The sequence below is a fragment of the Pseudomonas sp. LRP2-20 genome (assembly GCF_024349685.1).
Lineage (GTDB): Bacteria > Pseudomonadota > Gammaproteobacteria > Pseudomonadales > Pseudomonadaceae > Aquipseudomonas.
Map to the genome: position 1 here is coordinate 402,051 of NZ_AP025944.1, position 16,927 is coordinate 418,977.

A 16,927-nucleotide genomic window follows, 5' to 3' on the forward strand; every position below is an offset into this window, starting at 1 on the left:
TCAGTCGCCCTTGGTGATGTTCAGGCCCTTGAGCAGGCTCAGCGCCTGGCTCAGCTGGTAGTCACTGTCCTGTGGGCGCTCCTGGCGCTTGCTGCTGCCGGTCGGGCGATCGGCGCCGCCGTTGCCGTTGCCCAGGTGGCCCTGCAGGTCGGCTTCCTTGAAGGTGTCGTTGTCGCTGGCATCGGCGGTCAGCTTGGCTGGGCGCACTTCGATGTCGGGGACGATGCCCTGGGCCTGGATCGAACGGCCGTTGGGGGTGTAGTACAGCGCGGTGGTGAGTTTCAGCGCACGGTCGTTGGCCAGCGGCAGCACGGTCTGTACCGAGCCCTTGCCGAAGCTGTCGGTGCCCATCAGCACGGCACGTTTCTGGTCTTGCAGCGCGCCGGCGACGATTTCCGAGGCCGAGGCGCTGCCGCCGTTGATCAGCACCACCAGTGGCACGCCTTCGCTGGCATCGGCCGGGTCGGCATAGAAGCGCAGCTCGGAGTTGGCGATGCGGCCCTTGGTGTAGACGATCAGGCCCTTGGTCAGGAAGTGGTCGGCCACTTCCACGGCCGACTGCAGCACGCCGCCAGGGTTGTTGCGCAGGTCGAGGATCACCCCGCGCAGTTTCTTGCCGTTGTCCTTGCGCAGCTTGGCCAGGGCCTTGCCGACTTCGTCGCCGGTCTTGACCTGGAACTGGGTGATACGAATGTAGCCATAGCCGCTCTCCAACAGCTGGCTCTTCACGCTCTTGACCTGGATCACCGCGCGGGCAAGGGTCACGTCGAACGGGTTGCCGCCGTCGCGCACCAGGGTCAAGGTAATCTTCTCGCCCACCTTGCCGCGCATCTTGTCGACCGCTTCGGTCATGGTCTGGCCGCGGGTTGGCGCGCCGTTGATCTTGACGATCAGGTCACCGGCCTGCACGCCGGCACGCGAGGCCGGGGTGTCGTCGATTGGTGACACTACCTTGATATTGCCGTCCTCCTGGCCCACTTCGATGCCAAGGCCGCCGAATTCGCCGCTGGTGCTTTCCTGCAGCTCCTGGAAGTCCTCGGGGCCGAGGTAGGCCGAGTGTGGGTCAAGGTTGCTGAGCATGCCCTTGATGGCATTTTCCAGCAGGGTCTTGTCGTCCACAGGTTCGACATAGGCGGCCTTGATGCGGTCCATGACTTCGGCAAAGGTGCGCAGCTCTTCCAGCGGCAGTGGCGCCTTGGCGGTCACCTCGGTGGCCGGCACGGCGGCAGGCTTGGCTGGCGAGGCTTTCGCCGGCTCCGCGGCACTGGCCAGGGGCGCACCGATCGCCAGGGCGATGGTCAGGGCCAGCTGGGTGAGGCGAGGCGAGTGCAGCATGTCGAACGAACTCCTGATCCTGTAAACGCTCCCTGCGGAGCATCGGCGCAGCGCATGGTGCTACACCGTATGTAATGTGTCAGCCGCGGCACCACTGCGAGGGGTCGGTCGGCCGGCCCTGCTGGCGGATGGCGAAGTACAAGCCTGCGCTGTCCTGGCCACCGCTGTCGCCAACGGTGGAGATGGCTTCGCCGGCCTTGACGATGTCGCCGGCGCTCTTGAGCAGGCTCTGGTTGTGGCCGTACAGGCTCAGGTAACCATTACCATGGTCGAGAATGACCAGAAGTCCAGCGCCACGCAACCAGTCGGCAAACACCACGCGCCCACCGTGCACTGCGTGTACCTGGGTGCCGGGGCTGGCGCTGATCATCACGCCGTCCCATTTGGCCCGGGCATCATTGCCGCGGGCATCACCGAAGCGTGCCAGCAATCGACCATTGACCGGCCATGGAAGTTTTCCCCGCGCGGCAGAAAACGCACCACCGTAGCTGGCGCCGTCACTGGAAACCAACGGGCCGAGGGTGGTGCGGGCCTTCTTCGGCGGCTCGGCATCCTCTTGTTCCTTGTCCGCTCGGGCGGCCAGGGCCTCCTGCTGGCGGCGTTTCTCGGCTTCCTGCTGGGCAAGCAGGGCTTTCTTGCGCGCTTCTTCGGCTTCCCGGGCCTGACGGGCCAGGGTTTCCTCGATGGTCTTGAGCACCTTGGCCAGGTCGGCCTGGTCCTGTTGGCGTGCCTGCAGCTTCTGGTCGCCGTCTTTCACGTCGCTGTTGAGCTTGGCCAGCACCTGCTGGCGCTTGCTGCGCTCGCTGTCCAGCGCCTGTCGGCGCGTGTCGAGGTCGGCGCGCTGGGCCAGCAGTTGTTCCTGCTGACGGGAAATGTCCTGCTCGACGCTGGCCAGCTGGCGCAGGGTCTCGTTGAACGCCTTGAGCTGCTCGAGGCGCGCTTTGCTCAGGTAGTCGTAATAGGACAGGGTGCGGGCGAATTTCTCTGGATTCTGCTGGTTCAGCAGCAGCTTGAGGTATTCCTCGCGACCATTGTTCTGGTAGGCCGAACGGGCCTGGATGGCGATCAGCCGTTGTTGTTCAACGCGGGCGCTCTGGAGTTTTTTTTTCTCGGTATCAAGGCGCTCCAGCTCGCCCTCGGTCTTTTTTAGTTCTTGTTGCAGGGCCTCCACCTGCTTCTCCAGGTTACCGATGTCGGTTTCGGTGGCCTTGAGGTCTTTTTGCACGCCGGCCTTTTCTTCCTGGAGCTTGCCCAGCGTCTTCTTGAGCTCGGCAATGTCCTGGCGGGTGGCGTCCAGTTGCTGCTGGGTCTGCGCGCGCTCATCGGCAAAGGCCGGACTGAGCAGGCAGGACAAGGCTAGAGGAATCAGGGCGCGTAGCATGGGGTTTGGCGTACCAAGGATAGAGACTGGCCTAGTATGCCCGTGCAGGCAGGCAAAAAAAACGCCTCGCTGCCGGGGCAGAGGGGCGTTTGTCTGGAATTCATGTGCAAAGAGGGCCGCAGCGCGGCCCGAGGCACGGAATCAGGCGTCGACCAGGATGGATGTACCGGTCATTTCTGCCGGCTTTTCCAGGCCCAGCAGTTTCAGCATGGTCGGTGCCACGTCGGCCAGCACGCCGCCTTCGCGGACCTGCACCTTGCGCTTGCCGACATAGATGAACGGCACCGGCTCGCTGGTGTGCGCAGTGTGCGCCTGGCCGGTGCAGGCGTCTTCCATCTGTTCGACGTTGCCGTGGTCGGCGGTGATCAGTGCTTCGCCGCCGACCTTGTCCAGCGCCTCGACGATGCGCCCGACGCAGGTATCCAGGGCCTCGACTGCTTTTACTGCGGCTTCGAACACGCCGGTGTGGCCGACCATGTCGCCGTTGGCGTAGTTGACCACGATCACGTCAAAACGCTGCTGTTCGATGGCCTCGACGATGCGGTCGGTCACTTCAGGTGCGTTCATCTCCGGTTGCAGGTCGTAGGTGGCAACCTTCGGCGACGGGATCAGGATGCGCTCTTCGCCTTCGAACGGTTCTTCGCGGCCACCGGAGAAGAAGAACGTGACGTGTGCATATTTCTCGGTTTCGGCGATGCGCAGCTGGGTCTTGCCGTTTTTCGCCAGGTACTCGCCCAGCACGTTGTCCAGGCTGGACGGGGCGTAGGCTGCCGGCGCGGCGATTTTTGCCGAATACTGGGTCAGGCCGATGTAGGCCGCCATTTTTGGCAGGCGCGCGCGGGGGAATTCGTTGAAGTCCGGCTCGACGAAGGCACGCGACAGCTCACGGGCGCGGTCGGCGCGGAAGTTCATGAAGATCACGGCATCGCCGTCCTCGACCTTGACGGCTTCGCCAATGCGCGTGGCCTTGACGAATTCGTCGTTCTCCTCGCGGGCGTAGGCTGCTTCCAGGCCTGCCAGCGCGGTGTCGGCCGTGTAGTCGGCAACGCTGTCGACGATCAGGTTGTAGGCGGCGCTGACGCGATCCCAGCGGTTGTCACGGTCCATCGCGAAGTAGCGGCCGATCAGGCTGGCGATGCGGCCCTTGCCGAGCTTGGCGAAGGTCGCGTCGAGCAGTTCGATCGACGATTGCGCGCTGCGCGGCGGGGTGTCACGGCCGTCGAGGAAGGCGTGCAGGTAGATCTTCTCGGCGCCACGTTGCGCTGCCAGTTCGGCCATGGCCACCAGGTGGTCCTGATGGCTGTGCACGCCACCGTCGGACAGCAGGCCGAGGATGTGCACGGCCTTGCCGGCGCCCACTGCCTTGTCCACCGCGCCGGTGAGTACCGGGTTCTGGAAGAACTCGCCATCGCGGATGGCCTTGGTCACCCGGGTGAAGTCCTGATAGACGACGCGCCCGGCGCCGAGGTTCATGTGGCCGACTTCGGAGTTGCCCATCTGCCCGTCCGGCAGGCCGACATCCATCCCGGAGCCGGAAATCAGGCCATGCGGCTGGGTGGCGCGCAGGCGGTCATAGACCGGCGTGTTGGCGGCATAGATGGCGTTAAATTCGGGGCTCTCGCTGTGGCCGAAGCCATCCAGGATGATCAGGACCAGGGGTTTGGGCGTACTCGTCATCAATCAAACTCACGGTTGTTCAAAGATGATAAAGACACGCATTTTAGGGCAAATGCGCCATCAGCGGCGAATAATCGTCCTGTCGGCCGACCGGCGCAGGCCACCCGGTAACATGAAGGTACCTTTACCACCAGCCCGTCGGGCTTTGGTGGCACTGGGGGGCTGTGTATACTGGCCGGCATTTTCAATCGCCTGGAACACCGCTGATGGTTGCTCACCTGATTCAATTCGCGACAGATCACTACATCCTGGTGGCGATCTTCGTGGTTCTGCTGGTCGCACTGCTCGTCAATGAACTGCGCCGTGGCGGCCAGAGCCTGAGCAACGGCCAGCTGACCGCGCTGGTCAATGCCGACAAGGCACTGGTCATCGACATTCGCCCGTCCAAGGAATATTCCGCCGGCCACATCGTCGGTGCGCTGAACATCCCGCAGGACAAGCTGGCCAACCGTATGACCGAGCTCGAGAAGCACAAAGAAAAGACCCTGATCGTGGTCGACGCGATGGGCCAGCAGTCCGGCGCGGTCTGCGGTGAACTGATCAAGGCCGGTTACACCGCCGCCAAACTGAGCGGTGGCGTTTCCAGCTGGAAAGCCGATAACCTGCCCCTGGTGAAGTGATATGAAGCCTGTCATCGTCTACTCCAGCGACTACTGCCCTTACTGCATGCGCGCCAAGTACCTGCTCGAGAGCAAAGGCGTGGCCTTCGAGGAAATCAAGGTCGACGGCAAGCCGCAGGTTCGTGCCGAGATGAGTCAGAAGGCCGGCCGTACTTCGGTGCCGCAGATCTGGATCGGCAGCACCCACGTCGGTGGATGCGATGACCTCTATGCCCTGGAGCGCGCCGGCAAGCTCGACGCGCTGCTGGCAGCCTGATTTGCACTGCATTCAAAAACATTAGGATTAAGGATCTGCCATGACTGACCAACAGACCAACGGCGCTGCTGCAGAAGACAACAGCCCTCAGTTCTCCATGCAGCGCATCTATGTGCGTGACCTGTCGTTCGAAGCCCCGAAAAGCCCGCAGATCTTCCGTCAGACCTGGGAACCGAGCGTTGCCCTGGACCTGAACACCAAGCAGAAAGCGCTGGAAGGCGACTTCCACGAAGTGGTGCTGACCCTGTCGGTGACCGTCAAGAACGGCGACGAAGTGGCCTTCATCGCTGAAGTTCAGCAGGCTGGCATCTTCCTGATCAAGAACCTCGACGCTTCCTCGATGAGCCACACCCTCGGCGCGTTCTGCCCGAACATTCTGTTCCCGTACGCCCGTGAGACCCTGGACAGCCTGGTGACCCGCGGTTCGTTCCCGGCCCTGATGCTGTCGCCGGTCAACTTCGACGCCCTGTACGCGCAAGAAATGCAGCGCATGCAGGAAGCTGGCGAAGTGCCGACTGTGCAGTAATTCTGCCGATATGGAAAAAGCGCCTCTCGGGGCGCTTTTTTATGGCTGTGGATTGTTGGCGCCTGTTAGATCGAGCGCCGCCCGCGCGGCGCATCGCGAGCTACGCTCGCTCCTACGTTTGTTTCTGGCCAATATTTTCTGTGGGATTTGCGCGCGTACGCCTTGGCGCATGACGCGATATTGCGTGGTACCAACAAGGCGGTCGCGCGCGGCTGTCACAGGCGCTACTGGCCCGAAACAAACGTAGGAGCGAGCGTAGCTCGCGATGCGCCGCGCGGGCGGCGCTCGATCTGCGCCCAACCACAAGACTTAGACCTTAACTCCCGGCAAACCCGTTCTGCCGCCAGGCCTCATACACCGTCACTGCCACCGTGTTGGACAGGTTCAGGCTGCGGCACCCCGGCCGCATCGGCAGGCGCAGGCGTTGTTCGGCTGGCAGGCTGTCGAGCACCTCGGCCGGCAGGCCGCGGCTCTCTGGCCCGAAGAGGAACGCATCGCCGGGCTGATAAGCCACTTCATGGAACGGGTGCGAGCCCTTGGTGGTGAAGGCGAAAAGGCGTGGATTGCCCAGGCTTTCCAGGCATCCGGCCAGGCTTTCGTGGCGCTTGAGCGTGGCATACTCGTGGTAATCAAGCCCCGCACGGCGCAGGCGCTTGTCGTCCAGTTCGAAGCTGATCGGCTCGATCAGGTGCAGGGCGCAGCCGCTATTGGCGCAGAGGCGGATGATGTTGCCGGTATTCGGCGGAATTTCTGGTTGAAAAAGGATGACGTGAAACATGCACGGCTCCAAGCGTGAAGATGACGAACATTCTACCTCCGAACCCGACCTGCGTTCGAAGGCCTGGCCGCGCATGTTGCTTTCCCTGGCGCTGTTCGGCGTTCTGGTGGGCCTGATGATTGGCCGTTTGACTGCCCCTGATGAGCATGTGCTGGAGCAGGTCGAGGTGGTGCAGGATGGCCTGGACCTGTGGTTCAACGCAGCGCCCAAGCTGCATGGCGAAAATGTCGAAGGTACCGTGGCGCTGCTGTTCGAGGCCGAGGGCAAGGCGCAGCGTGGTCAGCTCGACCTGAACGGCAAGCCGGTCGGCTGGCGCTTGCAGCAGAGTGACAAGGGACTGTTGCTGACGGTGATTGCCGCGCGCCCTCTGCACGGTGAATGGGCTGGTGCAGAGGACGCTGGGCGTTGGCGGGTGCAGGTGAAGCTGCACGAATAAAAGAGGGGATGTCCCGGCCTGCCTGTACCGAGGTCCCCAAAGGGGGTTACAGCGAATTAAAGGGGGGATATCCCGGCCTGCCTGTACCGAGGTCCCCAAAAGGGGTTACAGCGAATTAAAGGGGGGATGGCCCGGCCTGCCTGTACCGAGGTCCCCAAAACCGGCGTTACTTCGAATAAAAGAGGGGTCACCCGGCCTGCCTGTACCAGGGCCCCGAAACTGGATATGTATTAGCTATTGCAGGGGGCGTGCCAGTTTTGCAATGCCCGGAAACATTAGGTTTCAGGGCGATTTGGCCGAGTTTTGAGGGGTTTTGTGCCTTTGTGAGGTGCATCGGGCACAGCATCGGTGCATCGGAGGGCAGAAATGACTGGGGCCGCAAAGCGGCCCCAGGGGTGTTCCAGGCTAACTGGCAGGTCAGTGGTCCTCGCCCTCATCCTCATCCCCGCCGTCCACATTCATGCCCAGCTCCTTGATCTTGCGGGTCAGGGTATTGCGGCCCCAGCCCAGCAGCACTGCCGCATCACGCCGGCGCCCGGCGGTGTGCTTGAGCGCAGTCTCGATCATGATCCGTTCAAAGCTGGGTACCGCGCTGTCGAGCAGGTTCGACTGCCCGCGCGCCAAGGCCTGGTCGGCCCACTGGCGCAGCGCCTGTTCCCAATTGGTCACTGGGGCGGCGTCCTGCGGCAGGTTCAGCAGCTCAGGTGGCAAATCGCCGATCAGCACTTCGCGGCTGGAGGCCATCACGGTGATCCAGCGGCAGGTGTTCTCCAGCTGGCGCACGTTGCCTGGCCACGGCAGGTTGCGGATGAACTCTTCGGTCTCCGGCTTGAGCAACTTAGGCTCGACGGCCAGCTCCTGGGCGGCACGGCCGAGGAAATGCCGTGCCAGCGCAGGGATGTCCTCGCGGCGGTCGGCCAGGCGTGGGATATGGATGCGGATCACGTTGAGGCGGTGGAACAAGTCTTCACGGAACTTGCCGGCTGTTACCAGCGACTCCAGGTTCTGGTGGGTCGCCGCGATGATCCGCACATCGACCTTCACCGGCACATGGCCGCCAACCCGATAGAACTCGCCATCGGCCAGCACCCGCAGCAGGCGGGTCTGGGTGTCGGCCGGCATGTCGCCGATCTCGTCAAGGAACAAGGTGCCACCGTCGGCCTGCTCGAAGCGGCCGCGGCGCAGGTTGGCCGCGCCGGTAAAGGCACCTTTCTCGTGGCCGAACAGCTCGGATTCCATCAGGTCCTTTGGAATGGCCGCCATGTTCAGGGCGATGAACGGCGATGCGGCGCGCGGGCTGTGGCGGTGCAGGGCGTGCGCCACCAGCTCTTTACCGGTACCGGATTCGCCGTTGATCAGCACGGTGATGTTGGAGTGGCTCAGGCGGCCGATGGCGCGGAAAACTTCCTGCATCGCCGGCGCTTCGCCGATGATTTCCGGGGTACGGGCCAGGGCCTGCGGTACGTCGAGGCCTTGCTGTTCCTGCGCGTGCTGATTGGCGCGTTTGACCAGCGACACTGCTTCGTCGACGTCGAACGGCTTGGGCAGATATTCGAAGGCACCGCCCTGGTAGGACGCGACGGCGCTGTCCAGGTCGGAATGGGCAGTCATGATGATGACTGGCAGGCGTGGGTGCTGCTCGCGGATCTGCGCCAGCAGGTCGAGGCCGCTGGCACCGGGCATGCGAATGTCGGAAATGATCACATCCGGCTGCTGGCGAGCCAGGCGGCCCATGACACCATCGGCGCTGTCGAAGCTCTGGGTGGTCATGCCTTCCTGTTGCAGGGCTTTTTCCAGGACCCAGCGGATGGAGCGATCATCATCGACGATCCATACGGTTTCACTTCGGCTCATGAGGCGGTGGCTCCTTGTTCCAGGGGCAGGAAGATCGAGAAGGCGGTATGCCCTGCGTGGCTTTCACACTCGATCAGGCCCTGGTGCTGGCTGATGATGTTCTGGGTAATGGCCAGTCCGAGCCCGGTACCGTCCGGGCGCCCACTGACCATGGGATAGAAAAGGGTGTCCTGCAGTTCCGCAGGGATGCCCGGGCCGTTGTCGATGATCTCGATACGCGCCGCCAGGCGATGGCGCACATGGCCGATGGTGAACTGGCGCACGGCGCGGCTGCGCAGGGTGATGCGGCCCAGGCGCAGCTCGTTTTGTGAACTGATCGCCTGCATCGCGTTGCGCACGATGTTCAATACCGCCTGGATCATCTGCTCGCGATCGATCAACACGTCCGGCAGGCTCGGGTCGTAATCGCGCACCAAAGTGATGCAGCCTTGGCTTTCGGCCTCGACCAGGCTGCAGACCCGCTCCAGTACTTCGTGGATGTTGGTCATGGCCAGCGACGGCAACTTGTTCGAGCCGAGCATGCGGTCGACCAGGTTGCGCAGGCGGTCAGCCTCTTCGATGATCACATTGGTGTAGTCGCGCAGGCCCTCTTCGGGCAGCTCGCGGGCCAGCAGCTGTGCTGCGCCACGGATGCCGCCGAGCGGGTTCTTGATCTCGTGGGCCAGGCCGCGCACCAGCATCTTGGTGGTTTCCTGCTTGCTCAGCTGGGCCTCTTCCTTGGTGATGCGCAGCAGGCGATCCCGCGGGTGCACTTCCAGTAGCAGCAAGGTATTGCCCTGGTGCAGGATCGGCGTCACCGCATAGTCGACGGTGATGGTCTGCCCGGTCAGCGAGGTCAGTTGCGCTTCGCGCTTGGTGAACGGGTGCGCCTGCTCCACGGCCTGGCGCAGCGAGTTGAGCGCCTCGGTCGATTCGGTGAACAGTTCACTGATGAACTGCCCGTGGCTGCGCTGGCCACTGACCGCCAGGAGCATTTCCGCAGCCGGGTTCATGTACTCCAGGCGCAGCTCGGCATTGAGCAGGAGCGTGGCGGTGGTCAGGTTGTCCAGAAGCAGACGGTGCTGTGCATCGCTGATGGTCATAAGGCGTCGTTGACCTCTTTTGGCGCTTGTCAGGCAGGGCACGGCCATGGCCGGGCAGGCGGCGGATCCGCGAATGCCAGTCTCTGCACAAGAAAATGCAAGAAACAAACCAAGGCTCCGAAAAGAAGCGGAATTGCCTGATAAAGACCTGCAATTGCGCATATTCGGACCAGATTGCCCTGATTCAAGGAACCTTGTGACCTGTTTTAGGGTGCACTCAAGGGCGTCCGCCTGTTAAGTGCACCAATATAGAGCATAGAGAGTATCCGATAAGTTTCGATTTCAACGGTCCGGCAAGGTGCCTGGCAGGGTTCAGCTAGCGCTGGATCCAGGCGTTCCCTCCGCTGGGGAGGGGGGTGGGCATTCGCCTGCGGAGGTAAATGGCGGAATACCCTTGGCGCTGGCGTAGAACACCAGGATCTCGGCCGGTTGATCGGTAGTGCGGCTCCGATGTAGCCCGTTGACAATCTCGGCCAGGGCGTCACCGGCCTTGAGACTGACGCGAATGCCAGCTGCGTTTTCCACTTCGATCGCGCCGCTCAGCATGTAGCCCATGTTTGGCGCCAGATGGCAGTGCCAGTCCAGCGTAGAACGGGCCGGGATGTTGATTTTCAGCAGTGACAGCTCGGGCTGGCCTTGCGGGTAATGCGTGTAAGGTGTCTGGTCCCAGGCAACTCCTGTGCGCAGGAGTGTCCTGGACGTTATCTCGGCGTTTGATGGTAGTGGCTCGTTACAGCCTGTGATCAGTAAAGTCGTGAGCAGCGGCAGTGCAATACGCATGATCGTTATCCTTCAGCTTGAGTGAGGCGCGCACAAATGCGCGGTAGCTCGAACCAGGGCCATGTGCCGGAGGGGGTCGTTTGCATAACTGGCAAGGGCATCCGCCCGCTTGCGTGGGCAATCTTTCATCGATAGCCGGTCAAGGCGGTCCAGTTCGTAAAGCAACGTCGACTGCAGCATGTCCAGACGTGGGCGTAGCTCGTTGGCCAGATCCCGGGGTTGCTGGGATGGTCGCTTGCCCAGTGCGGTCCAGCGGTCGATTAGCCCGTACTGGATCATCTTGTTGGCTTCGATCTGGTCGGCAAAAAAGACAGTCGCCCGCTCGGGCGTCAGGCCATAGTCATGCGCTGCGGCGTGAACCTGCTGCAAGATCTGCAGTTCGCGGGCGGGCGCTTCGACCGCCAGGGCGTTGTCCCACTTGTGCACAGCCACGGAGTGGGCCAGGTCCAGGCGCTGCCCGATCGCCGCCAGCAAGGGCCTGAGTTCAGGTGGCGAGTTGGCGCTGCAGCCCAGGAGCAAGAAGGTGAAGCACAGCACGATTTGTATGAGGCGCACGGCAATCTCCTTGTTGTTGGAGAATTGATTGTGCGCAGGCAGGCAACCGCCGCTTGTAGGAAACATCTGAAACGGACGGGCGTAAAACAAAAAACGGCCTTCAGAAGAAGGCCGTTTTCGGTGATTCAGATCGGCGCAAGGCGCCAATCAGATCAGCAGCTGTAGTACAGCTCGTATTCCAGCGGGTGCACGAAGGTGCGGACCTTGATTTCTTCTTCGCTCTTCAGCTCGATGAAGGCATCGATGAAGTCGTCGGAGAACACGCCGCCCTTGGTCAGGAACGCACGGCCTTTATCCAGCTCTTCCAGAGCTTCTTTCAGGCTGCCGCACACTTGCGGAATGTCCTTGGCTTCTTCTGGCGGCAGGTCGTACAGGTTCTTGTCGGCAGCATCGCCTGGGTGGATCTTGTTCTGGATGCCGTCCAGGCCAGCCATCAGCAGGGCCGCGAAGGCCAGGTATGGGTTGGCCGATGGGTCCGGGAAGCGTGCTTCGATACGGCGGGCTTTCGGGCTGCCGACGTAAGGAATACGGATCGAGGCGGAACGGTTGCGAGCCGAGTAGGCCAGCATTACCGGGGCTTCGAAGCCTGGGACCAGACGTTTGTACGAGTTGGTCGACGGGTTGGTGAAGCCGTTCAGGGCCTTACCGTGCTTGATGATACCGCCGATGAAGTACAGAGCGGTTTCGGACAGGCCGGCATAGCCTTCACCCGAGAAGGTGTTCTTGCCGTCTTTCCAGATCGACATGTGCACGTGCATGCCCGAGCCGTTGTCGCCGTACAGTGGCTTCGGCATGAAGGTAGCGGTACGGCCGTAAGCGTCGGCAACGTTGTGCACGACGTATTTCAGGGCCTGTACTTCGTCAGCTTTCTTCACCAGGGTGTTGAACTTGACGCCGATTTCGTTCTGGCCGGCAGTCGCCACTTCGTGGTGGTGAACTTCAACGGTCTGGCCCATTTCTTCCAGGGCGTTGCACATGGCGGTGCGGATTTCGTGGTCGTGGTCGAACGGCGGAACCGGGAAGTAGCCGCCTTTCACGCCTGGACGGTGGCCTTTGTTGCCGCCTTCGACGTCAGCGCCAGTCATCCACGAGCCTTGCTCGGAGAAGATCTTGAACATCGAGCCGGAGATGTCCGACTGGAACTTCACTTCGTCGAAGATGAAGAACTCTGGCTCTGGGCCAGCGAATACGGTGTCACCGATACCGGTGCTCTTCAGGTACTCTTCGGCGCGCTTGGCGATCGCACGTGGGTCGCGATCGTAGCCTTGCATGCTCGACGGGTCGACGATGTCGCAGGTGATGATCAGGGTCGGTTCTTCGGTGAACGGGTCCAGAACGGCAGTCTCGTCGACTGGCATCAGGATCATGTCGGAAGCTTCGATGCCTTTCCAGCCAGCGATGGAGGAGCCGTCGAACATCTTGCCGACTTCGAAGAAGTCTTCGTCCAGGCCATCACGCGCCGGCATGGTCACGTGGTGCTGAGTACCTTTGGTGTCCGTGAAACGCAGATCAATCCACTTGACGTCATGATCTTTGATGAGTTGAACCGACTTCGACATGTTGTCCTCCGGAGGGTCTAGAGCGCGGTGGGCCGCTGCTCTGGAAAAAGGGTGTTGCCGGGCGCGGATAGTCGGCCAAGCGTACCTGCCTCACAAGGGAGCAAATTGCATGCCAGTGCCCGAAAATGGCGAGGGCGAGATAAAAAGGGGCGTTTGCGGGCATTTGCCAGGCTGGCTGCGGGAAAATGTGCACCCTTAGAAGGCAAGAATCGAGTGTTGGGCACCAAGTTGGTGCGTGGCTTGATTTTTGTGGTGCCCTTGGGATCACGCGCCGCCCGCGCGGCGCATCGCGAGCTACGCTCGCTCCTACGTTTGTTTCTGGCCAATATTTTCTGTGGGATTTGCGCGCGTACGCCTTGGCGCATGACTCGATATTGCGTGGTACCAACAAGGCGGTCGCGCGCGCCTGTCACAGGCGTTACTGGCCCGAAACAAACGTAGGAGCGAGCGCAGCTCGCGATGCGCCGCGCGGGCGGCGCTCGATCTCACAGGCAGCGCAAAACCTGGCCCAAGCATATATCTCAAAGCTTCTGATCAAAAGTTGGTCAAATCCTGAGCAATTTCCGCTATAATTTGCGCCCCTCATTTTCGGCAGGCCCTGCGCGCGCTGTTAACCAATGAAACTTATCGTCAAAGTCTTCCCAGAAATCACCATCAAGAGCCGGCCGGTGCGCAAGCGTTTCATCCGCCAGCTCGGCAAGAACATCCGCAACGTGCTCAAGGACCTCGATCCAGAGCTCGCGGTCGATGGTGTCTGGGATAACCTCGAAGTGGTCACCCGCGTCGAGGACGAGAAGGTCCAGCGCGAGATGATCGAGCGCCTCACCTGCACCCCGGGCATTACCCACTTCCTGCAGGTCGAGGAATACCCGCTGGGCGACTTCGACGACATCGTCGCCAAGTGCAAGCACCACTTTGGCCACCTGCTGGCTGGCAAGCGCTTCGCCGTGCGCTGCAAGCGCGGCGGCCACCACGACTTCACCTCGATGGATGTCGACCGTTATGTCGGCAGCCAGCTGCGCCAGCAGTGCGGCGCCACCGGCATCGACCTGAAGACCCCTGAAGTGCTGGTGCGCATCGAAATTCGTGATCAGCGCCTGTATGTCATCCACAACCAGCACAACGGCATCGGCGGCTACCCGCTGGGTGCCCTGGAGCAGACCCTGGTGCTGATGTCCGGTGGTTTCGACTCCACCGTGGCGGCCTACCAGATGATGCGTCGCGGCCTGATGACCCACTTCTGCTTCTTCAACCTCGGTGGTCGTGCCCACGAGCTGGGCGTGATGGAAGTGGCCCACTACCTGTGGAAGAAGTACGGCAGCAGCCAGCGCGTGCTGTTCATCAGCGTGCCGTTCGAAGAAGTGGTCGGCGAGATCCTCAACAAGGTCGACAACAGCTACATGGGCGTGACCCTCAAGCGCATGATGCTGCGCGGTGCCGCGCACATGGCCGACCGCCTGCAGATCGACGCGCTGGTCACCGGCGAGGCGATTTCCCAGGTATCCAGCCAGACCCTGCCGAACCTGTCGATCATCGACTCGGCCACCGACAAGCTGGTGCTGCGCCCGTTGCTGGCCAGCCACAAGCAGGACATCATCGACCAGGCCACCGAAATCGGCACTGCCGACTTCGCCAAGCACATGCCGGAATACTGCGGCGTGATCTCGGTGAACCCGACCACCCATGCCAAGCGTCACCGCATGGAGCACGAAGAAAAGCAATTCGACATGGCCGTGCTCGAGCGCGCTCTGGAGCGTGCCAAGTTCATCTCCATCGACCACGTGATCGACGAGCTGGGCAAGGACATCGAAGTCGAGGAAGTGGCCGAGGCATTGCCAGGCCAGATCGTCATCGACATTCGTCACCCCGATGCCCAGGAAGACGAACCCTTGGCGCTGGAGGGTATCGAAGTCCAGGCCATGCCGTTCTACGCGATCAACAGCAAGTTCAAGCACCTGGACCCTACGCGCCAGTACTTGCTGTATTGCGACAAAGGTGTGATGAGCCGTTTGCACGCACACCACCTGCTCAGTGAGGGACATGCCAATGTGCGTGTTTATCGTCCGACATAAGACGCCAGGGCTGTATGGCGGCAGCATCCGCCATCGCCCTCCCGACCATCGGGCCCGCTGAGCCTCAAACCGTACATATTCGCCACCTAAACTGGTGGCAACCGAATCCTCTGATCGAGATACAGTTGTGATCGAAAATCTGCGTAACATCGCCATCATCGCCCACGTTGACCATGGTAAAACCACCCTGGTCGACAAACTCCTGCGTCAGTCCGGCACTCTGGAGCGTAACGAGCTCAACGACGAGCGCGTCATGGACTCCAACGACCAGGAAAAAGAGCGCGGTATTACCATTCTGGCGAAAAACACCGCCATCAACTGGAACGGCTACCACATCAACATCGTCGACACCCCCGGCCACGCCGACTTCGGTGGCGAGGTTGAGCGTGTAATGTCGATGGTCGACTCCGTGCTGCTGCTGGTCGACGCCCAGGACGGCCCGATGCCGCAAACCCGCTTCGTGACCAAGAAGGCCTTCGAAGCCGGCCTGAAGCCGATCGTCGTGATCAACAAGGTCGACCGTCCGGGCGCGCGTCCTGACTGGGTTCTGGACCAGATCTTCGACCTGTTCGCCAACCTCGGCGCCACCGACGAACAGCTGGACTTCAAAGTCGTCTACGCCTCGGCCCTGAACGGCATTGCCGGTCTGGACCACACCGCCATGGGCGAAGACATGACCGCCCTGTACCAGTCGATCGTCGACAACGTACCAGCGCCGGACGTTGACCGTGACGGCTCGTTCCAGATGCAGATCTCCGCACTGGACTACAACAGCTTCCTCGGCGTTATCGGTGTTGGCCGTATCGCCCGTGGCCGCATCAAGCCGAACACCCCGGTTGTCGCCATCGACACCAATGGCAAGAAGCGTAACGGCCGTATCCTCAAGCTGATGGGCCACCACGGTCTGCACCGCGTCGACGTCGAAGAAGCCCAGGCTGGCGACATCGTCTGCATCAGCGGTTTCGACGAGCTGTTCATCTCCGACACCCTGTGCGCCCCGGATGCGGTAGAAGCGATGAAGCCGCTGACCGTTGACGAGCCGACCGTTTCGATGACCTTCCAGGTCAACGACTCGCCGTTCTGCGGTAAGGAAGGCAAGTTCGTCACCAGCCGTAACATCAAGGACCGTCTGGACAAGGAGCTGCTGTACAACGTTGCTCTGCGCGTTCAGGAAACCGATTCCCCTGACAAGTTCAAGGTATCGGGCCGTGGTGAGCTGCACCTGTCCGTTCTGATCGAAACCATGCGCCGTGAAGGCTTCGAGATGGCTGTAGGCCGTCCTGAAGTGATCATCCGCGAAGTCGACGGCGTGAAGCAGGAGCCGTTCGAGAACGTCACCATCGACATCCCTGAAGAATCCCAGGGCAAGGTCATGGAAGAGATGGGTCTGCGTAAAGGCGACCTGACCAACATGGTTCCGGATGGCAAGGGCCGTGTTCGCCTGGAGTACAACATTCCAGCCCGTGGTCTGATCGGTTTCCGTAACCAGTTCCTGACCCTGACCAACGGTGCAGGCATCCTGACTTCGATCTTCGATCGCTATGACACCATGAAGTCGGGCCAGATGTCCGGCCGTCTGAACGGTGTTCTGGTTTCGGTCGAGACCGGCAAGGCACTGACCTACTCGCTGGAAACCCTGCAGGCTCGTGGCAAGCTGTTCGTTGAACACGGCCAGGAGATCTACAACGGTCAGATCATCGGCCTGAACAGCCGTGACAACGACCTGGGCGTGAACCCGACCAAAGGCAAGAAGCTCGACAACATGCGTGCTTCGGGCAAGGACGAAGTCATCGCCCTGGTTCCGCCGGTTCGCCACACCCTCGAGCAGGCCCTGGAATTCATCCAGGACGACGAGCTGTGCGAAGTGACGCCGAAGTCGATCCGTCTGCGCAAGAAGATCCTGGACGAAGGCGAGCGTACCCGCGCTGCCAAGAAAGCCAAGAACTGAGTTAGCTCAGGCTGAATGAAAACGCCCCCGGTCGAAAGGCCGGGGGCGTTTTTGTTTGTAGAGTGCAA

The 16,927-nt window shown here is 61.6% G+C and carries 15 protein-coding genes; 6 read left to right on the forward strand and 9 right to left on the reverse strand.

The window, feature by feature from the left end:
• From OCX61_RS01655 to gpmI, 3 genes are all read right to left on the reverse strand, one after another.
• A complete protein-coding gene (locus tag OCX61_RS01655; protein WP_261942343.1) occupies positions 1–1,335 on the reverse strand; it encodes a S41 family peptidase in 1,335 nt (444 codons plus the stop codon).
• A gap of 79 nt (positions 1,336–1,414) precedes the next feature.
• Positions 1,415–2,716: a murein hydrolase activator EnvC family protein gene (locus OCX61_RS01660; protein ID WP_261942344.1), complete on the reverse strand. Its 1,302-nt coding sequence runs from the start codon at positions 2,714–2,716 to the stop codon at positions 1,415–1,417.
• 141 nt (positions 2,717–2,857) lie between these two features.
• Positions 2,858–4,393 (reverse strand): 2,3-bisphosphoglycerate-independent phosphoglycerate mutase, encoded by a 1,536-nt coding sequence (gene gpmI / locus OCX61_RS01665; protein ID WP_261942345.1) that lies wholly within the window; start codon positions 4,391–4,393, stop codon positions 2,858–2,860.
• A gap of 206 nt (positions 4,394–4,599) precedes the next feature.
• On the opposite strand from gpmI, the gene OCX61_RS01670 reads away from it, so the two are divergent.
• The 3 genes from OCX61_RS01670 to secB are packed head-to-tail and all read left to right on the forward strand — an operon-like array spanning position 4,600 to position 5,795.
• Positions 4,600–5,013, forward strand: coding sequence for a rhodanese-like domain-containing protein (locus OCX61_RS01670; protein WP_261942346.1), 414 nt, complete (start codon positions 4,600–4,602; stop codon positions 5,011–5,013).
• A gap of 1 nt (position 5,014) precedes the next feature.
• Entirely contained in the window at positions 5,015–5,269 is a 255-nt protein-coding gene (gene grxC / locus OCX61_RS01675; RefSeq protein ID WP_003249204.1) for a glutaredoxin 3, read from the forward strand.
• Positions 5,270–5,309: 40 nt separating this feature from the next.
• Positions 5,310–5,795, forward strand: a complete 486-nt coding sequence (secB, locus tag OCX61_RS01680) for a protein-export chaperone SecB (protein WP_085677971.1) — start codon at positions 5,310–5,312, stop codon at positions 5,793–5,795.
• 316 nt (positions 5,796–6,111) lie between these two features.
• Here the strand turns inward: secB and trmL are convergent, their stop codons facing one another.
• Positions 6,112–6,573, reverse strand: coding sequence for a tRNA (uridine(34)/cytosine(34)/5-carboxymethylaminomethyluridine(34)-2'-O)-methyltransferase TrmL (gene trmL, locus OCX61_RS01685; protein WP_054884254.1), 462 nt, complete (start codon positions 6,571–6,573; stop codon positions 6,112–6,114).
• Between trmL and OCX61_RS01690 the strand changes: the two genes are divergently transcribed.
• Positions 6,572–7,009, forward strand: a complete 438-nt coding sequence (locus OCX61_RS01690) for a hypothetical protein (protein ID WP_261942347.1) — start codon at positions 6,572–6,574, stop codon at positions 7,007–7,009. The two genes, trmL and OCX61_RS01690, sit on opposite strands and share 2 nt — an antisense overlap.
• 417 nt (positions 7,010–7,426) lie before the next feature.
• Here the strand turns inward: OCX61_RS01690 and ntrC are convergent, their stop codons facing one another.
• The 5 genes from ntrC to glnA form a co-directional block, all read right to left on the reverse strand.
• Entirely contained in the window at positions 7,427–8,863 is a 1,437-nt protein-coding gene (gene ntrC / locus OCX61_RS01695) for a nitrogen regulation protein NR(I) (RefSeq protein ID WP_060484298.1), read from the reverse strand.
• Entirely contained in the window at positions 8,860–9,945 is a 1,086-nt protein-coding gene (gene glnL, locus OCX61_RS01700) for a nitrogen regulation protein NR(II) (RefSeq protein WP_079230025.1), read from the reverse strand. Before glnL ends, ntrC begins: the two co-directional genes overlap by 4 nt.
• Before the next feature lie 312 nt (positions 9,946–10,257).
• A complete protein-coding gene (locus OCX61_RS01705; RefSeq protein ID WP_261942348.1) occupies positions 10,258–10,725 on the reverse strand; it encodes a cupin domain-containing protein in 468 nt (155 codons plus the stop codon).
• Positions 10,726–10,737: 12 nt separating this feature from the next.
• Entirely contained in the window at positions 10,738–11,280 is a 543-nt protein-coding gene (locus OCX61_RS01710; RefSeq protein WP_261942349.1) for a chorismate mutase, read from the reverse strand.
• 152 nt (positions 11,281–11,432) lie between these two features.
• Entirely contained in the window at positions 11,433–12,839 is a 1,407-nt protein-coding gene (gene glnA, locus OCX61_RS01715; protein ID WP_261942350.1) for a type I glutamate--ammonia ligase, read from the reverse strand.
• A gap of 617 nt (positions 12,840–13,456) precedes the next feature.
• On the opposite strand from glnA, the gene thiI reads away from it, so the two are divergent.
• Both thiI and typA read left to right on the forward strand, forming a co-directional pair.
• Positions 13,457–14,911, forward strand: a complete 1,455-nt coding sequence (thiI, locus tag OCX61_RS01720; RefSeq protein ID WP_261942351.1) for a tRNA uracil 4-sulfurtransferase ThiI — start codon at positions 13,457–13,459, stop codon at positions 14,909–14,911.
• 127 nt (positions 14,912–15,038) lie between these two features.
• Positions 15,039–16,859 (forward strand): translational GTPase TypA, encoded by a 1,821-nt coding sequence (typA, locus tag OCX61_RS01725; RefSeq protein ID WP_261942352.1) that lies wholly within the window; start codon positions 15,039–15,041, stop codon positions 16,857–16,859.
• Positions 16,860–16,927 lie beyond the last annotated feature (68 nt).

Coding starts and splice junctions, on each gene's coding strand:
- OCX61_RS01670 (WP_261942346.1), top strand. CDS start 4,600: ATGGTTGCTCACCTGATTCAATTCGCGACAGATCACTACATCCTGGTG.
- OCX61_RS01655 (WP_261942343.1), bottom strand. CDS start 1,335: ATGCTGCACTCGCCTCGCCTCACCCAGCTGGCCCTGACCATCGCCCTG.
- OCX61_RS01705 (WP_261942348.1), bottom strand. CDS start 10,725: ATGCGTATTGCACTGCCGCTGCTCACGACTTTACTGATCACAGGCTGT.
- grxC (WP_003249204.1), top strand. CDS start 5,015: ATGAAGCCTGTCATCGTCTACTCCAGCGACTACTGCCCTTACTGCATG.
- glnL (WP_079230025.1), bottom strand. CDS start 9,945: ATGACCATCAGCGATGCACAGCACCGTCTGCTTCTGGACAACCTGACC.
- OCX61_RS01660 (WP_261942344.1), bottom strand. CDS start 2,716: ATGCTACGCGCCCTGATTCCTCTAGCCTTGTCCTGCCTGCTCAGTCCG.
- thiI (WP_261942351.1), top strand. CDS start 13,457: ATGAAACTTATCGTCAAAGTCTTCCCAGAAATCACCATCAAGAGCCGG.
- gpmI (WP_261942345.1), bottom strand. CDS start 4,393: ATGACGAGTACGCCCAAACCCCTGGTCCTGATCATCCTGGATGGCTTC.
- trmL (WP_054884254.1), bottom strand. CDS start 6,573: ATGTTTCACGTCATCCTTTTTCAACCAGAAATTCCGCCGAATACCGGC.
- ntrC (WP_060484298.1), bottom strand. CDS start 8,863: ATGAGCCGAAGTGAAACCGTATGGATCGTCGATGATGATCGCTCCATC.
- secB (WP_085677971.1), top strand. CDS start 5,310: ATGACTGACCAACAGACCAACGGCGCTGCTGCAGAAGACAACAGCCCT.
- OCX61_RS01690 (WP_261942347.1), top strand. CDS start 6,572: ATGCACGGCTCCAAGCGTGAAGATGACGAACATTCTACCTCCGAACCC.
- glnA (WP_261942350.1), bottom strand. CDS start 12,839: ATGTCGAAGTCGGTTCAACTCATCAAAGATCATGACGTCAAGTGGATT.